The organism is Mycobacterium pseudoshottsii JCM 15466 (assembly GCF_003584745.1).
Lineage (GTDB): Bacteria > Actinomycetota > Actinomycetes > Mycobacteriales > Mycobacteriaceae > Mycobacterium > Mycobacterium marinum.
Window position 1 is genome coordinate 2,715,843 of record NZ_AP018410.1, and the last position, 16,323, is coordinate 2,732,165.

General features: G+C 65.5%; 8 protein-coding genes and 2 pseudogenes. All 10 read left to right on the plus strand.

What is annotated here, in order from left to right; all coding sequences use genetic code 11:
* Window positions 1-70 precede the first annotated feature (70 nt).
* The 10 genes and pseudogenes from argC to MPSD_RS12395 all read left to right on the plus strand — a co-directional run bounded on the left by argC (window position 71) and on the right by MPSD_RS12395 (window position 16,309).
* Complete coding sequence (gene argC, locus MPSD_RS12350; RefSeq protein WP_012394204.1) at window positions 71-1,123, plus strand: N-acetyl-gamma-glutamyl-phosphate reductase; 1,053 nt, start codon at window positions 71-73, stop codon at window positions 1,121-1,123.
* A gap of 72 nt (window positions 1,124-1,195) precedes the next feature.
* Window positions 1,196-2,410: a bifunctional glutamate N-acetyltransferase/amino-acid acetyltransferase ArgJ gene (gene argJ, locus MPSD_RS12355; protein ID WP_086085349.1), complete on the plus strand. Its 1,215-nt coding sequence runs from the start codon at window positions 1,196-1,198 to the stop codon at window positions 2,408-2,410.
* Window positions 2,407-3,288 (plus strand): acetylglutamate kinase, encoded by an 882-nt coding sequence (gene argB, locus MPSD_RS12360; protein ID WP_086085348.1) that lies wholly within the window; start codon window positions 2,407-2,409, stop codon window positions 3,286-3,288. Before argJ ends, argB begins: the two co-directional genes overlap by 4 nt.
* Entirely contained in the window at window positions 3,285-4,475 is a 1,191-nt protein-coding gene (locus tag MPSD_RS12365; protein WP_020787651.1) for an acetylornithine transaminase, read from the plus strand. Before argB ends, MPSD_RS12365 begins: the two co-directional genes overlap by 4 nt.
* On the plus strand, window positions 4,472-5,398 hold the full coding sequence (argF, locus tag MPSD_RS12370; RefSeq protein ID WP_015355959.1) for an ornithine carbamoyltransferase: 927 nt from the start codon (window positions 4,472-4,474) through the stop codon (window positions 5,396-5,398). The genes MPSD_RS12365 and argF overlap by 4 nt, the downstream gene beginning before the upstream one ends.
* A complete protein-coding gene (locus MPSD_RS12375; RefSeq protein ID WP_011739767.1) occupies window positions 5,395-5,895 on the plus strand; it encodes an arginine repressor in 501 nt (166 codons plus the stop codon). The genes argF and MPSD_RS12375 overlap by 4 nt, the downstream gene beginning before the upstream one ends.
* A 48-nt stretch (window positions 5,896-5,943) precedes the next feature.
* Complete coding sequence (locus MPSD_RS12380) at window positions 5,944-7,140, plus strand: argininosuccinate synthase (RefSeq protein WP_020787650.1); 1,197 nt, start codon at window positions 5,944-5,946, stop codon at window positions 7,138-7,140.
* Between the two features lie 94 nt (window positions 7,141-7,234).
* Entirely contained in the window at window positions 7,235-8,647 is a 1,413-nt protein-coding gene (argH, locus tag MPSD_RS12385; RefSeq protein WP_015355957.1) for an argininosuccinate lyase, read from the plus strand.
* Between the two features lie 103 nt (window positions 8,648-8,750).
* A pseudogene (locus tag MPSD_RS12390) lies at window positions 8,751-9,812 on the plus strand (type III polyketide synthase).
* A 134-nt stretch (window positions 9,813-9,946) separates the two neighbouring features.
* Window positions 9,947-16,309 (plus strand): annotated as a pseudogene (locus tag MPSD_RS12395) (SDR family NAD(P)-dependent oxidoreductase).
* The last annotated feature ends 14 nt before the right edge of the window (window positions 16,310-16,323 follow it).

Here is a 16,323-nt window from a genome sequence, read left to right on the forward strand (position 1 = left end):
CTAAGTCGTGGTCGCGACACAGGCCAGAATGGATTTGCGAAATATTGCATAACCATGCAAAATCCTCGAAATGGCCCACGCGACCGATGCAATCAGGGTGGCCGTAGCGGGTGCCAGCGGCTATGCAGGCGGTGAGATCCTTCGCCTTCTGCTGGGGCATCCCGCCTACACCTCGGGACGGCTGACGATCGGGGCGGTGACCGCAGCGGCCAGCGCGGGAAGCGTCCTCGCGGAGCACCATCCGCATCTGTTGCCGCTGGCCCAGCGGATCCTCGAGCCCACCGAGCTCGAGGTGCTCCGCGGACATGACGTGGTATTCCTCGCTTTGCCGCACGGGCATTCGGCGGCGCTGGCCGATCAACTCGGCCCAGAAACTCTGATCATCGACTGTGGGGCCGATTTTCGGCTCACCGATGCGGCGGCTTGGGAGCGGTTCTATGGGTCAGCGCATTCCGGCAGCTGGCCCTACGGACTACCCGAATTGCCGGGTGCTCGGGAGCGGTTGCGTGACACCCGCCGCATAGCGGTTCCGGGTTGCTACCCGACCGCGGCGCTGCTCGCACTGCTGCCCGCGGTGGCCGAGGGCCTCATCGATCCGGCCGTGACGGTGGTCGCCGTTAGCGGTACCTCGGGGGCTGGCCGGGCCGCCAAGACCGACCTGCTCGGCTCGGAAGTCATCGGGTCGGCCCGGGCCTACAACATCGCGGGTGCGCACCGGCATACTCCCGAGATCGCACAAGGCTTGCGCGCGGTCACCGACCGAGACGTCACCGTTTCGTTTACACCGGTTCTTATCCCGACCTCACGTGGCATTCTGGCAACCTGTACCGCGCGTACCCGCTCGCCGATCGCTCGGTTACGGTCAGCCTACGAAAAAGCCTATGAGGCAGAACCTTTTATCTATTTGATGCCGGAGGGTCAGTTGCCCCGCACTGGTGCCGTGATTGGCAGCAACGCGGCGCACATAGCGGTCGCTGTGGATGAAGAAGCCGAGACCTTTGTTGCGATTGCCGCAATCGACAACCTGGTCAAGGGCACTGCCGGGGCCGCCGTGCAGTCGATGAACCTGGCGCTGGGCTGGCCGGAGACAGAAGGGCTCTCAGTGGTCGGGGTGGCGCCATGAACGGCTTCGACGACCAGTTGCCGAGTGACCGGGAGCAAGGACTACCGCCTGGCAGCGGGGAGAGTGACACACATGACTGAAGTTGTCAGCGCCGGGCGGCTGTTGCGTAGTCAAGGCATTACTGCCCCGGCGGGTTTCCGGGCTGCAGGCATCGCGGCTGGGATCAAGGCGTCGGGTGCTCGTGACCTCGCGCTGGTATTCAATGAAGGCCCCGACTACTCAGCCGCCGGCGTGTTCACCCGGAACCAGGTCAAGGCCGCACCGGTGTTATGGACGCAGCAGGCGCTAACGACTGGGCAGCTACGTGCGGTGATCCTCAATTCCGGTGGTGCAAACGCCTGTACTGGCCCCGGCGGCTTCCAGGACACGCACGCCACGGCAGAGGCCGTCGCGGCCGCGTTGTCGGACTGGGGAACAGAGACCGGCGCAGTTGAGGTCGCGGTCTGCTCGACCGGGCTGATCGGCGACCGCCTGCCGATGGACAAGGTGCTTGCCGGTGTCGAACACATCGTGCATGAGCTGCATGGCGGCCTGCACGGCGGCGACGACGCTGCCCACGCCATCATGACCACTGACACCGTCGCCAAACAAGTTGCGCTACATCATCAGAGCAAATGGACTGTCGGTGGGATGGTCAAAGGAGCGGGCATGCTGGCCCCCTCGCTTGCGACCATGCTTTGTGTGCTCACCACCGACGCGGTCGCGAGTTCGGCGGCACTCGAGCAGGCGCTGCGTAGGGCAACCGCGCGTACGTTCGACCGGCTCGACATCGACGGCAGCTGCTCGACCAATGACACGGTGCTCTTGCTGGCATCGGGTGCCAGCGAAATAGCGTCGTCGCAAGCAGATCTCGATGAGGCGGTACTACGAGTTTGCGATGACCTCTGTGCTCAACTGCAGGCTGATGCCGAAGGCGTCACCAAGCGCGTCACCGTCACCGTGAAGGGCGCCGCCACAGAAGAGGACGCACTGATCGCCGCGCGGGTGATCGCTCGTGACAGCTTGGTCAAGACCGCGCTGTTCGGATCCGACCCGAACTGGGGGAGAGTTCTGGCAGCGGTCGGGATGGCCCCCATCACCCTCGACCCCAATCGAATCAGCTTGCTATTCAATGGCTCTGCCGTCTGCATCGACGGCGTTGGTGCCCCGGGCGCGCGTGAGGTGGACCTCTCGGCCACCGATACCTATGTCACCGTCGAACTTGGCGTCGGCGATGCTCACGCGGCAATCCGAACCACCGATCTGTCCCACGCCTACGTCGAAGAGAATTCGGCATACAGCTCATGACGATTGAAACGTTGTCCAACCAGGCCAAGGCCCAAGTGCTGGCCGAAGCGTTGCCCTGGCTCAAGCAGTTGCACGGCAGGGTTGTCGTTATCAAGTACGGCGGCAACGCGATGACCGACGACACATTGCGGCAAGCATTCGCTGCCGACATGGCTTTCCTGCGAAACTGCGGAATTCATCCGGTGGTGGTGCACGGTGGTGGGCCACAGATCACCGCCATGCTTGGCAAGCTCGGCATCGAGGGTGACTTCAAAGGCGGATTCCGTGTCACCACACCGGAAGTCCTCGACGTGGCGCGGATGGTGTTGTTCGGACAGGTCGGTCGCGAATTGGTCAACTTGATCAACGCGCACGGGCCCTATGCGGTGGGGGTCACCGGTGAAGACGCACAGCTGTTCACCGCAGTGCGGCGCAGTGTGAACGTCGACGGTGTCGCTACCGGCATCGGCCTGGTCGGTGACGTCGACCATGTCAATGCCGCGGCGCTGATGGATCTCATCGCCGCACATAGGATTCCGGTCATTTCAACACTGGCTCCGGACGCCGAAGGCGTGGTGCATAACATCAACGCGGACACCGCCGCCGCCGCCCTCGCGGAAGCCCTTGGAGCCGAGAAACTTCTGATGCTTACCGATGTGGAAGGCCTCTATACCAGCTGGCCCGAACGGGATTCATTGATCAGAGAAATCGACACGGCGGCTTTGGAACAGTTATTGCCCAGGCTGGAGGCGGGCATGATCCCCAAGGTCGAAGCATGTCTGCGGGCGGTCACCGGTGGGGTGCCCAGCGCGCACGTCATCGACGGGCGTGTTGAACATTGCGTGCTGGTCGAGCTGTTCACCAATGCGGGGACCGGCACCAAGGTGGTGTCCGCATGACGCATACCGAAGACACGCGGGCCCGATGGGAAGCCGTGATGATGAACAACTACGGCACCCCGCCCGTGGCATTGGCCAGTGGCGAAGGCGCGGTAGTTACCGACGTCGACGGTAAGAACTACGTCGACCTGCTGGGCGGCATCGCGGTCAACATACTCGGCCATCGCCACCCCGCCGTCATTGAGGCGGTGACTCAGCAGATGTCGACGTTGGGCCACACCTCCAACTTGTATGCCACCGAGCCCACCATCGCGCTCGCCGAAGAATTGGTCACGCTGCTGGGCGCTGAAGCGCCGGCGCGGGTGTTCTTCTGCAACTCTGGGACCGAGGCCAACGAGGCTGCGTTCAAGCTGTCTCGGCTTACCGGTCGTACGAAACTTGTTGCTGCGCAAGAGGGTTTTCACGGCAGGACGATGGGATCGTTGGCGCTCACCGGACAGCCGGCCAAGCAAGCGCCGTTCGAGCCGTTGCCCGGCTACGTTACTCACGTCCCCTATGGGGATATCGACGCGTTGGCCGCCGCCGTCGACGACGAGACTGCCGCCGTGTTCCTCGAGCCCATCATGGGGGAGAGTGGTGTCGTCGTGCCGCCGGAGGGCTACCTGCTGGCGGCTCGCGAGATCACCGCACGCCACGGCGCGCTGTTGGTGCTCGACGAGGTGCAGACCGGAATCGGCCGCACCGGAGCCTTCTACGCGCACCAGCATGACGGCATTACTCCCGATGTCGTGACACTGGCCAAGGGGCTAGGGGGAGGATTGCCCATTGGGGCGTGTCTGGCCATTGGCCCAGCGGCGGAGTTGCTGACACCGGGGTTGCACGGCAGTACGTTCGGCGGCAACCCGGTTTGTGCCGCGGCGGCGTTGGCGGTGCTGCGGGTAGTGGCCTCCGAAGGTCTGGTGCGCCGCGCCGAAACGCTAGGCAAAACATTCAAACAGGGCGTCGAGTCGTTGAGCCATCCGTTGATCGACCATGTGCGCGGGCGCGGATTGCTCTTGGGCATTGTGCTGGCAGGCCCGCACGCCAAGGCGGCGGACTGGGCCGCGCGCGAAGTCGGCTACCTGGTAAATGGCGCTGCGCCCAACGTTGTCCGGCTCGCGCCACCATTGGTCATTACCGAACCCCAGCTCGAAGGCTTTGTCGCCGCGCTGCCGGGAATCTTGGACAACGCGGGAGCATCAGCATGATCCGACACTTTCTGCGTGATGACGACTTGTCGCCTGCCGAGCAGGCCGAAGTTCTGCAGCTGGCGGCCGAATTGAAGCGGGAACCGTTCAGCCGCCGTCCCCTGGACGGGCCGCGGGGAGTGGCGGTGATCTTCGACAAGAATTCCACCCGCACCCGCTTCTCCTTTGAGATGGGTATCGCCCAGTTGGGTGGGCATGCAGTGGTTGTCGACGGTCGCAGCACCCAGCTGGGCCGCGAGGAGACCCTGCCAGACACCGCAAAAGTGTTGTCTCGCTTTGTTGATGCCATTGTTTGGCGCACCTTCGGCCAGGATCGCCTGCAGGCCATGGCTTCCACCGCGACGGTGCCCGTGGTCAATGCGCTGTCCGACGAGTTCCACCCCTGCCAGGTGCTGGCCGATTTGCAGACCATCACGGAACGTCGGGGCTCCTTGAAAGGCTTGCGGTTGTCCTACTTTGGTGACGGCGCCAACAACATGGCGCATTCACTGATGTTGGGCGGGGTCACCGCGGGCATGCATGTGACAGTTGCCGCTCCCGACGGATTTCACCCCGACCCGTCGGTCGTTGGCGCCGCGGAGCAGCGTGCCGAGACGACCGGTGCCTCGGTGCGGCTCACCGCTGACGCCCACGTGGCCGCGGCCGGCGCCGATGTCCTGGTCACCGATACCTGGACGTCGATGGGCCAGGAAGACGACGGGCTCGACCGCGTCAAGCCCTTCCGTCCATTCCAGGTGAACGAGCAGCTGCTGGCGGCGGCCGATTCCGAAGTCGTTGTGCTGCACTGTCTTCCGGCGCATCGAGGCGACGAGATCACCGACCAGGTGATGGACGGTCCGGCCAGCGCGGTGTGGGACGAGGCGGAGAATCGGCTGCATGCGCAGAAGGCGCTGCTGGTGTGGTTGTTGGAGCGGGGGCGATGAACGGCGCCAAACAAGCACCCGAGATCAGTGTCAATCGCGCTGGTCGGCAGGCCCGAATCGTGGCGATTTTGTCCACGGAGTCGGTGAGCAGTCAAAGTGAATTGGCCGCGTTGCTAGCGGTCCAGGGGATCGAGGCGACCCAGGCTACGTTGTCTCGTGATCTCGAAGAGCTCGGCGCGGTGAAGCTGCGCGGCGCCGATGGTGGGGTGGGTGTCTACGTGGTGCCAGAAGACGGTAGCCCGGTGCGCGGGGTGACTGGGGGCACCGGACGGCTGGCGCGGCTGCTGGGTGAGCTGCTGGTGTCCTCCGATGCCAGCGCCAACCTCGCGGTGCTGCGCACCCCGCCCGGCGGGGCGCACTACTTGGCCAGCGCAATCGATCGTGCGGCGCTACCGTACGTGGTCGGCACCATTGCCGGCGATGACACTGTGTTCGTGGCTGCTCGTGAGCCGATGACCGGGGCCGAGTTGGCAATCGCCTTGGAAAAATTGAAGTAGGACCTGAAATACACTGCTGCCGGTTCTGCGAAATGAAGGAGTTAGTTCATGTCAGAACGCGTCATCCTGGCGTATTCCGGCGGTCTGGACACCTCGGTCGCCATCAGCTGGATAGGCAAGGAGACCGGCCGTGAGGTCGTGGCTGTTGCGATTGACCTCGGCCAGGGTGGCGAGGACATGGAGGTCGTGCGTCAGCGAGCGCTCGATTGCGGTGCCGTCGAGGCGGTCGTGGTCGATGCTCGCGACGAGTTCGCGGAGGGCTACTGCCTGCCCACCATCTTGAACAATGCCCTCTACATGGACCGCTATCCGCTGGTGTCGGCCATCAGCCGGCCGCTGATCGTCAAGCATCTGGTGGAGGCGGCACGCGAGCACGGCGGTGGGATCGTCGCGCACGGGTGCACGGGCAAGGGCAATGACCAGGTGCGATTTGAGGTCGGGTTCGCGTCGCTGGCTCCCGATCTAGAGGTGTTGGCACCGGTTCGCGACTACGCCTGGACCCGGGAGAAGGCGATCGCATTCGCCGAAGAGAACGCGATCCCGATCAACGTCACCAAGCGCTCGCCGTTCTCGATCGACCAAAACGTGTGGGGCCGAGCTGTCGAAACCGGCCTCCTCGAGCACCTGTGGAACGCGCCCACCAAGGACGTCTACTCCTACACCGAAGATCCGACCGTCAACTGGAACACCCCCGATGAGGTGATCGTCGGCTTCGAACGCGGCATGCCGGTGTCGATCGACGGCAACGCGGTCACGATGCTGCAGGCCATCGAGGAGCTCAACCGCCGGGCCGGGGCCCAGGGTGTCGGGCGCCTCGATGTCGTCGAGGACCGCTTGGTGGGCATCAAGAGCCGGGAGATCTACGAGGCGCCCGGGGCCATGGTGCTCATCACGGCCCACGCCGAGCTCGAGCACGTCACCCTCGAGCGTGAGCTGGCCCGATTCAAGCGGCACACCGATCAGCGCTGGGCCGAGCTGGTGTACGACGGACTGTGGTATTCGCCGTTGAAGACCGCGCTGGAGAGCTTTGTCGCCAAGACCCAGGAGCACGTGTCTGGTGAGATCCGGCTGGTGTTGCACGGCGGTCACATCGCCGTCAACGGCCGGCGCAGCGCGGAGTCGCTTTACGACTTCAACCTGGCCACCTACGACGAGGGCGACACCTTCGACCAGTCGGCTGCCAAGGGGTTCGTCTACGTGCACGGCTTGTCGTCCAAACTCTCCGCCCGCCGGGATCTGCAGTGAGCCGCTACTGCCGAGCAGACGCGAAATCGCAGATGCACCGGCGCGTTGGTGCGATTCTGTGTCTGCTCGCGGAGGAAAAGCTCGCGGAGGAAAAGTGAGTACCAATCAGGGATCGCTGTGGGGTGGGCGGTTCGCCGGCGGGCCTTCCGACGCGCTGGCGGCGCTGAGCAAATCCACCCATTTCGACTGGGCCCTGGCCCCCTACGACGTCACCGCATCGCGGGCCCACGCTGTGGTGCTCTTCCGCGCTGGGCTGCTCACCGAGGAGCAGCGCGACGGTCTATTGGCTGGCCTGGACAGCCTGGCCAGCGACGTCGCCGACGGCAGCTTCGGCCCCCTGGTCTCCGATGAGGACGTGCATGCCGCGCTGGAACGCGGATTGATCGAGCGGGTCGGCCCGGACCTCGGCGGCCGCCTGCGGGCCGGCCGATCCCGCAACGATCAAGTCGCCACCCTGTTCCGGATGTGGCTGCGCGACGCGGTGCGCCGGGTGGCCACGGGTGTACTCGAGGTGGTGGCGGCGCTCGGCGATCAGGCGGCCGCGCACCCGACGGCCATCATGCCCGGCAAGACGCACCTGCAGTCCGCCCAACCCATCTTGCTGGCGCACCATCTGCTCGCCCACGCCCATCCGCTGCTGCGCGACGTGGAGCGGATCGTGGACTTCGACAAACGAGCGGCGGTTTCCCCATACGGCTCGGGTGCGCTGGCCGGATCCTCGCTCGGCTTGGACCCCGATGCGATCGCGGCGGATCTGGGTTTCACCACCGCCGCCGACAACTCCGTCGATGCGACCGCCTCGCGCGATTTCGCGGCCGAGGCGGCGTTCGTATTCGCCATGATCGCCGTCGACCTGTCCCGGCTGGCCGAGGACATCATCATCTGGAGCTCGACCGAGTTCGGCTATGTCACCTTGCACGACTCGTGGTCCACCGGCAGCTCGATCATGCCGCAGAAGAAAAACCCGGATATCGCGGAGCTGGCCCGCGGCAAGTCCGGGCGGCTGATTGGCAACCTCACCGGGTTGCTGGCGACCCTGAAAGCCCAGCCCCTGGCCTACAACCGCGACCTGCAGGAAGACAAGGAGCCGGTGTTTGACTCGGTGGTTCAGCTCGAGCTGCTGCTGCCGGCGATGGCGGGCCTGGTGGGGAGCCTGACCTTCGATGTCGAGCGGATGGCCGCGCTGGCGCCTGCGGGCTACACGTTGGCCACCGATGTCGCAGAGTGGTTGGTACGACAAGGCGTCCCCTTTAGGTCCGCGCATGAGGCCGCCGGTGCCGCCGTGCGCACCGCCGAGGAACGCAGCGTCGGCCTCGAGGAGTTGACCGACGACGAACTTGCCGCCATCAGCCCGGAGCTGACACCGCAGGTACGCGACGTATTGACGATTGAGGGATCGGTGTCCGCACGTGATTCCCGCGGAGGCACGGCGCCTAAGCGGGTCGCCGAGCAGCTTCAAATTGTGCGGGAAATCACTGCTCGGCTGGGCCATGAGCTGATGCGCTGAGCGGATTTTGCCGCTGCGGCCCTCGATCGCGAACTAAACTTCGTGTCCTAGGGAATGCATTGAACGTTTCGGCGTTGATGTTCGTGTTGAAGGGGTGGGACCGATGAGCGTCATCGCAGGTGTGTTTGGTGCGTTGCCCCCGCATCGCTACAGTCAGCGCGAACTCACCGAGACGTTCGTCAACATCCCGGACTTTGAGGGCTACGAAGAACTCGTCCGGCAGATACACGCAAACGCAAAGGTCAACAGCCGCCATTTGGCGCTGCCGCTGGAGACGTACCCCAAGCTGAATGACTTCGGTGAGGCCAATGGGATTTTCATCGACAAGGCCGTGGACCTCGGCGTCGAAGCCTTGATGGGGGCACTCGACGAGGCCGGCCTGCAGCCCGAAGACCTCGATGTCCTCATCACCACCACGGTCACCGGCCTGGCGGTGCCATCGTTGGATGCCCGCATCGCCGGACGCGTTGGACTGCGGCTGGACGTGCGACGGGTACCGCTGTTCGGGCTGGGATGTGTGGCCGGTGCCGCCGGTGTGGCCCGTCTCCACGACTATCTGCGCGGTGCTCCCAACGGCATCGCCGCCTTGATCTCCGTCGAGCTGTGTTCACTGACTTTCCCGGGATACAAGCCTTCGGCTGCGGGTCTGGTCGGCAGTGCACTGTTTGCAGACGGTGCCGCCGCGGTGGTGGCGGTCGGAGACGGACGGGCCGAAGAGGTTGGCGCCAGCGGACCCGACATCCTGGATTCGTGCAGCCACCTGTATCCCGATTCGTTGCGCACCATGGGCTACGACGTGGGCTCCGCCGGGTTCGAGCTGGTGCTGTCCAAGGACATCGCGGATGTGGTCGAGGAATATGTGGCCGAGGACGTCACCACCTTCCTGGCCGGCCACGGCCTCAGCGTCACCGACATCGGCGCCTGGGTCACCCATCCCGGTGGCCCCAAGATCATCAACGCGATCACCGAGAGCCTCAACCTGCCTCCGGAGGCGCTGGAGCTGACCTGACGTTCGCTCGGCGAGATCGGCAATCTTTCGTCGGCATCGGTGTTGCATGTGCTGCGGGACACCATTGCCAAACCGCCGCCCAGCGGGAGTCCCGGCCTGATGATGGCGATGGGCCCTGGGTTCTGTTCCGAACTAGTACTGCTGCGTTGGCACTGAACAAACGTGAATTTCTGCTCGATCGGGGATCTAGGACGGGGCTACCGGTGCTTGGCCAGGAGCCGGAAAGGAACAACGCCAGCCGCCGCGCGCCCCTCGCGCCGATTCGCTGAGTAGCTGGAAAGGCGCGTTGTATGGACAGCACCCCAGACGAACTCATCACGGCACTGCGCAAGACACTCAAAGAGAACGAGCGGCTCAAGCGGGAAAACCGTGACCACCTTGCCCAAGCCACAGAGCCCGTCGCGGTGGTCGGGATGGGATGTCGTTACCCGGGTGGCATCGCGACTCCCGAGGGCTTGTGGGAGATGGTGGCCGCCGGACGTGACGTGGTGTCGGATTTCCCGACGGATCGCGGCTGGGATGGGGCGAGTCTGTTCGACCCCGATCCGGACGCGGTGGGTAAGTCATACACCCGCAGCGGTGGATTCCTGACCGACGTCGCTGGTTTTGACGCCGAATTCTTCGGGATAGCGCCCAGCGAAGTGATGGCGATGGATCCCCAGCAGCGACTGTTGCTGGAAGTGTCCTGGGAGGCGTTGGAGCGCACCGGAATCGACCCGACCACGTTGCGCGGATCGCCGACCGGTGTGTTCGTCGGGGTCTTCCACGGCTCGTATGGGGGACAGGGCCGGGTGCCCGGCGACCTCGAGAGATATGGGCTGCGCGGGTCGACGTTGAGTGTGGCGTCGGGCCGAGTGGCCTATGTGCTGGGGTTGGAGGGCCCGGCGGTGTCGGTGGATACCGCGTGTTCGTCCTCACTGGTCGCCTTGCACCTGGCGGTGCAGTCACTGCGGTCGCGTGAGTGCGATTTGGCCCTGGTGGGTGGGGTAACCGTGATGGCCACCCCGGCGATGTTCATCGAATTCAGCCGGCAACGGGCGCTATCGGCCGACGGGCGGTGCAAGGCGTACGCGGGTGCCGCCGACGGGACCGCGTTCTCCGAGGGCGCCGGGGCGCTGGTGCTGGAGCGGCTGACCGATGCACAGCGGTTGGGACATCCGGTGTTGGCCGTGGTGCGGGGTTCGGCGGTCAACCAGGATGGTGCCTCCAACGGGCTCGCGACCCCGAATGGGCCCTCACAGCAGCGAGTGATTCGCGCGGCGCTGGCCAGTGCCCGGCTGGGCGTGGCCGATGTGGATGTGGTCGAAGGCCACGGCACCGGGACCACCTTGGGCGATCCCATTGAGGCCCAGGCGATTTTGGCCACCTATGGGCAGGACCGTACCGGGCCCGGCAAAGAGCCCCTGTGGCTGGGCTCGATCAAATCGAACATGGGGCATACCTCTGCCGCGGCCGGGGTAGCCGGAGTCATCAAGATGACGCTGGCGATGCAGCATGGGGTGCTGCCCCAGACGCTGCATGTGGATGTGCCGACGCCGCATGTGGAATGGTCAGCGGGGTTAGTGTCGTTGCTGACCGAGGCGCGTCCGTGGCCGGAAACCGGGCGTGCGCGTAGGGCAGGGATATCTTCGTTCGGGATCAGCGGCACCAACGCTCACGTCATTCTCGAGCAGGCGCCGGCAGCAGAAGAGGTTGCCGCACAGCACAGAACCGATCTCACCCCGTGGATACTGGCTGCGCGGTCAGCTCCGGCGTTAGTCAATCAGGCACGGCGCCTGGCGCAGTGGGTGAGTGATCGCCCGGATCTCGATGTAGCCGATGTGGGCTGGTCGTTGGCTACCACCAGGTCGGTGTTCGAACATCGGGCGGTGGTGGTGGGCGCCGACCGGACGCAGCTGATTCAGGGGCTCGCGGGCTTTGTCGACGGTGAGCCAGGCGCCGGTGTTGTCGTGGGTCGTGCCCGGCCAGTAGGCAAGACGGTGTTCGTGTTTCCCGGCCAGGGGTCGCAGTGGGTCGGGATGGGCGTCGATCTGCTGGACACCTCGACGGTGTTCGCCGATCAGATGCATCCGTGCGAGAAGGCTCTTGCCGAGTACGTGTCCTGGTCGCTGCTCGATGTCGTGCGGGCGGTGCCGGGTGCTCCGGGGCTGAATCGGGTGGACGTCGTGCAGCCGGTGTTGTGGGCGATCATGGTGTCGCTCGCCGAATTATGGCGTTCCGCAGGGGTGCTTCCCGACGCGGTGATTGGCCATTCGCAAGGCGAGATTGCGGCCGCCTACGTGGCGGGGGCGCTGTCCCTCGAGGATGCGGCGCGGGTGGTCGCGCGGCGCAGCCAGCTGCTGGTGCAGCTCTCCGGTGCCGGCGGGATGGTGTCGCTCGCGTGCGGACTGGAACGCGCCCGCCAGCTAGTGGCGTCGTGGAGCGACCGCTTGAGTATTGCTGCGGTAAAAGGCGTTTCAGCGATCGTGGTGTCCGGCGAGGTGGATGCTCTCGATGCCCTGATTGGGCGCTGTGAGGCGGACGATATTCGGGCCCGCAGAATCGACGTCGACTACGCGTCCCATTCCGCTCAGGTGGAGGCGATCCGTGCCGAGTTGGCCGAGGCGCTGGACGGTATCGCGCCCCAATCGACATCGACGGCCTTCATCTCCACGGTCACCGGCGAATTCACCGATACCGCGGGCTTGGACGCCGACTACTGGTATCGCAGCATCCGCCAGACGGTGCAGTTCGAACGGGCTATCCGTACCGCCTTCAACAGCGGGTGCCAAGTCTTCATCGAGTCCAGCCCGCACCCGGTTTTGATGGCGGGCATCGAAGAAACCCTGGCTGGCCAGCAAGACTCCGGCGAAGCGATCGTCATTCCATCGCTGGGGCGCGACGACGGCGGGCTGCAAAGATTCTGGCTATCGGTCGCTCAAGCCCATGTCGCGGGGGTGCGGGTGGACTGGGCCTCGATCATCGGCGCCGGCCGCCGGGTGGCCCTGCCCACCTACGGGTTCCAGCATCGCCGCTTCTGGCTGGGGCAGCTCGATGCCGGTCGTACCGACGTGGGCGGTCTGGGGCAGGCCGGTGCCGCGCATGGCCTACTGGGCGCGGTGGTGGAGCGACCCGATTCGGGTGGGGTGGTCTTGACTGGTCAGCTATCGGTGGCATTGCAGCCATGGCTGGCGGGTCATGCGGTGGCCGGCACGGTGTTGTTCCCGGGTGCGGGCTTTGTCGAGTTGGCGATCCGCGCCGGCGATGAGGTCGGATGCGCGGCAGTGGAAGAACTGACCCTGTCAGCGCCGTTGGTTCTGCCGACCGTCGGCGGAGTGCAACTACAGGTGGTGGTGGGCCCCGCCGACCAGTCGGATCGCCGGACAGTAGAAGTGTATTCCCGCGGCGACCAGTCACTTTCGGAATGGTCATTACATGCCGAAGGCGTACTGGCGCCGGCGGCGGTTGCTTCAGTGGGGCAGTTGACGGCATGGCCACCGGAGGGCGCGACGGCGCTGGACCTCGGCGGTGTGTACGACCGGCTGGCAGCCCGGGGCTACGAATACGGTCCGGCGTTTCGCGGTCTGCAGGCCGTGTGGGAGTCGGGGGACGAAATCTTCGCTGAGGTGGCCCTCCCCGAAGACGCCGGCGCGCAGATCGGCGGTTTCGGCATCCACCCAGCGCTTCTCGATGCGGCACTGCATGCGTTGGTGCTGACCGCGGAGCAGAACCAAACGGTGTTGCCGTTCGCGTGGCAAGGGGTGTCGTTGCACGCTGCCGGAGCCTCGCGCTGTCGAGTCCGGATAGCGCAATCTCGGTCCGGCTCGGTGGCCATGGAACTCGCCGACTCGGTAGGTCTGCCGGTTTTGACGGTGCGGGACCTAGCGTTTCGTCCGGTGTCCGACCAGACGTCATCGGCGGGCACGGCCGGTGGCGGTGGCTTGCTAGAGGTCGCGTGGTCACCGCTGGGCAGGCCCGGCGACGACACCGCCGATATACCGGTGACGTTGTGGGACTTGGCCTCCCAGGTCGAGCTGTCCGCGGGTGCGGTGGAGTCGACATATGTGGCCACCGATGGCGCGTTGGGCGCATTGCAGTCGTGGCTGGCCAGCGACCAACCCGGGGTCTTGGCGGTGGTGACGCACGGCGCGGTAGGACTGGCGGACGAAGACGTGACCGATCTGGCGGGTTCGGCGGTGTGGGGGCTGGTGAGTTCGGCGCAGGCCGAGCATCCTGGTCGCGTCGTACTGGTCGATACCGATGGCTCGGTCGAACTGGGCGCGGTGCTGAATTCCGGTGAGCCGCAGCTGGTGGTGCGTGCGGGCGTGGCCTACCAGGCGCGGTTGAAGCCGGCCGAGTCACTGCTGCGGTTGCCGCCACCGGGCGAGAATTGGCGATTGGTCACCGGCGGCGGTGGCACGTTGGATGACGTGAAGGTGGGCGGCTGTGCGCCGTCGGGGCTGATGACCGGACAGCTGCGGGTCGCAGTGGCCGCCGTGGGCGTCAATTTCCGGGATGTGCTGGTGGCGTTGGGTATGTATCCCGGTGGAGGCGAGCTAGGGGTTGAGGGCGCCGGGATTGTCACCGAGGTCGGGCCCGGCGTTTCCGGGGTGGCCGTCGGCGATGCGGTCATGGGGCTGCTCGGCGTGGTGGGGCCCGAGGCGGTGGTGGATCACCGCTTGGTGACCGCAGTTCCGCCGGGCTGGTCGCTGCAGACGGCCGCCAGTGTCCCGGTGGTGTTCTTGACGGCGTTCTACGGCTTGCGTGTCCTGGCCGAGGTGCGGTCTGGGCAGAAGCTGTTGGTGCACGCGGCCACCGGCGGGGTGGGCATGGCCGCGGTGCAGCTGGCTCAGCTTTGGGGCCTGGAAGTGTTCGCAACGGCCAGCCCAGGAAAATGGGATACGTTGCGGGCAATGGGTTTTGATGATGACCACATCGCCAACTCGCGCACTCTGGAGTTCGAAGAGAAGTTCCGTGCCGGCACCGGTGGAGCCGGAGTGGACGCGGTGCTCAACTCGCTGGCCGGCGAATTTGTCGACGCATCGCTTCGGCTGTTGGTCCCCGGCGGTCGCTTCATCGAGATGGGTAAGACCGATCTTCGTGACCCACAGACGATGGCCGAACAGCATCGCGGCGTTGGGTATCGGGCATTTGATCTCATCGAGGCCGGCCCGGACCTGATCGCGCGGATGCTGGCCGAGCTGAGCCGACTGCTTTGCGCCGAAACCCTGACACCGTTGCCGATCAAGACTTTCGACGTGCGGCTGGCTCGGCAGGCGTATCGCTTTGTCAGCCAGGCTCGTCACATCGGCAAGGTGGTGTTGACACTTCCCGACGAAACCGGTGCGGTACCCGCTGGTGCCCTGGCCGGAGGCACGGTGATCATCACCGGCGGGACGGGCATGGCCGGGACGGCCTTGGCCCGCCATGTTGTGTCCCGTCATCGGGTGGCCAACGTCATCCTGGTCAGTCGGTCCGGCGCGCAGGCCGAAGGGGCCAGCGAGCTGCTCGGCCAATTGCAGGATGCCGGAGCAGAGGCGGCGGTGGTGGCTTGCGATGTCTCCGATCGGGACGCGGTCGCGGAGCTACTAGCGCAAGTGCCGGCACGCTATCCGCTGCGGGGCGTGATTCACGCGGCGGGAGTGCTCGACGACGGGTTGATCGCTTCACTGACCCCGCAGCGGGTCGATACGGTGCTGCGGGCCAAGATCGACGGCGCCTGGAATCTGCATGAGCTGACCCGCGGCCTCAACTTGTCGGCCTTTGTGCTGTTCTCCTCGATGGCCGGGATCATCGGCACCGCCGGACAAGGTAACTATGCGGCGGCCAACAGCTTCCTGGACGGGCTGGCCGTTCACCGGCGCGCGCTCGGCCTGCCGGGTGTGTCGGTGGCTTGGGGCCTTTGGGAACAAGCCAGCGCGATGACTCGCCATCTTGGTGCGCGCGACAAAGCGCGCATGAGCCGGGTGGGGCTGGCAACGTTGTCAACCGAACATGCCCTCGAGCTTTTCGACGCCGCGGTGGTGGCCGACCGAGCCGTTGTGGTGGCCACCCGGCTGGACGCCAACGCGCTCAAGTCCAACAGCGCTGCACTACCGCCGCTGTTGGGCGAGTTGGCCGCTCGCCCCAAGAGACGAGTGATCAGCGACGCCGATGCCGGCGATAACATCGCGGCGGCAACGGGCCTGGTGGCCAGACTGCACGGGCTCAGTGCCGAGCAGCGTCAACGCGAACTCGTCGATGTCGTGTGCAGCAACGCCGCTACCGTGCTGGGGCGCTCCAGCACCGCCGACATCAACGCCCACCGCGCCTTCCAGGAGTTGGGTTTTGACTCACTGACGGCCGTCTAGCTGCGCAACCGGCTCAAAACCGCGACCGGGCTGGCTCTTTCGCCCACGCTGATCTTCGACTACCCAAGCCCCGCAGCCCTGGCCGAACATCTCGGCATCCGTTTGGCCACCGCCACGGCGCAACCCGATCTGATGCGCCGATTCGACGACCTCGCCCGCGAACTCGACAAGCTGATCAACCGACCCGACTGGACCCACGAGGACAAGGGCAAGTTGTCCGGCCGCCTACACGACATCCTGGCCGACCTGTCCGCCGATGACGACATCACCACTGCCAGCGAAAGCCAGCTCTTCGCCATTCTCGACGAAGAACTCGGCTCCTGAAGCCTCTACGAGGA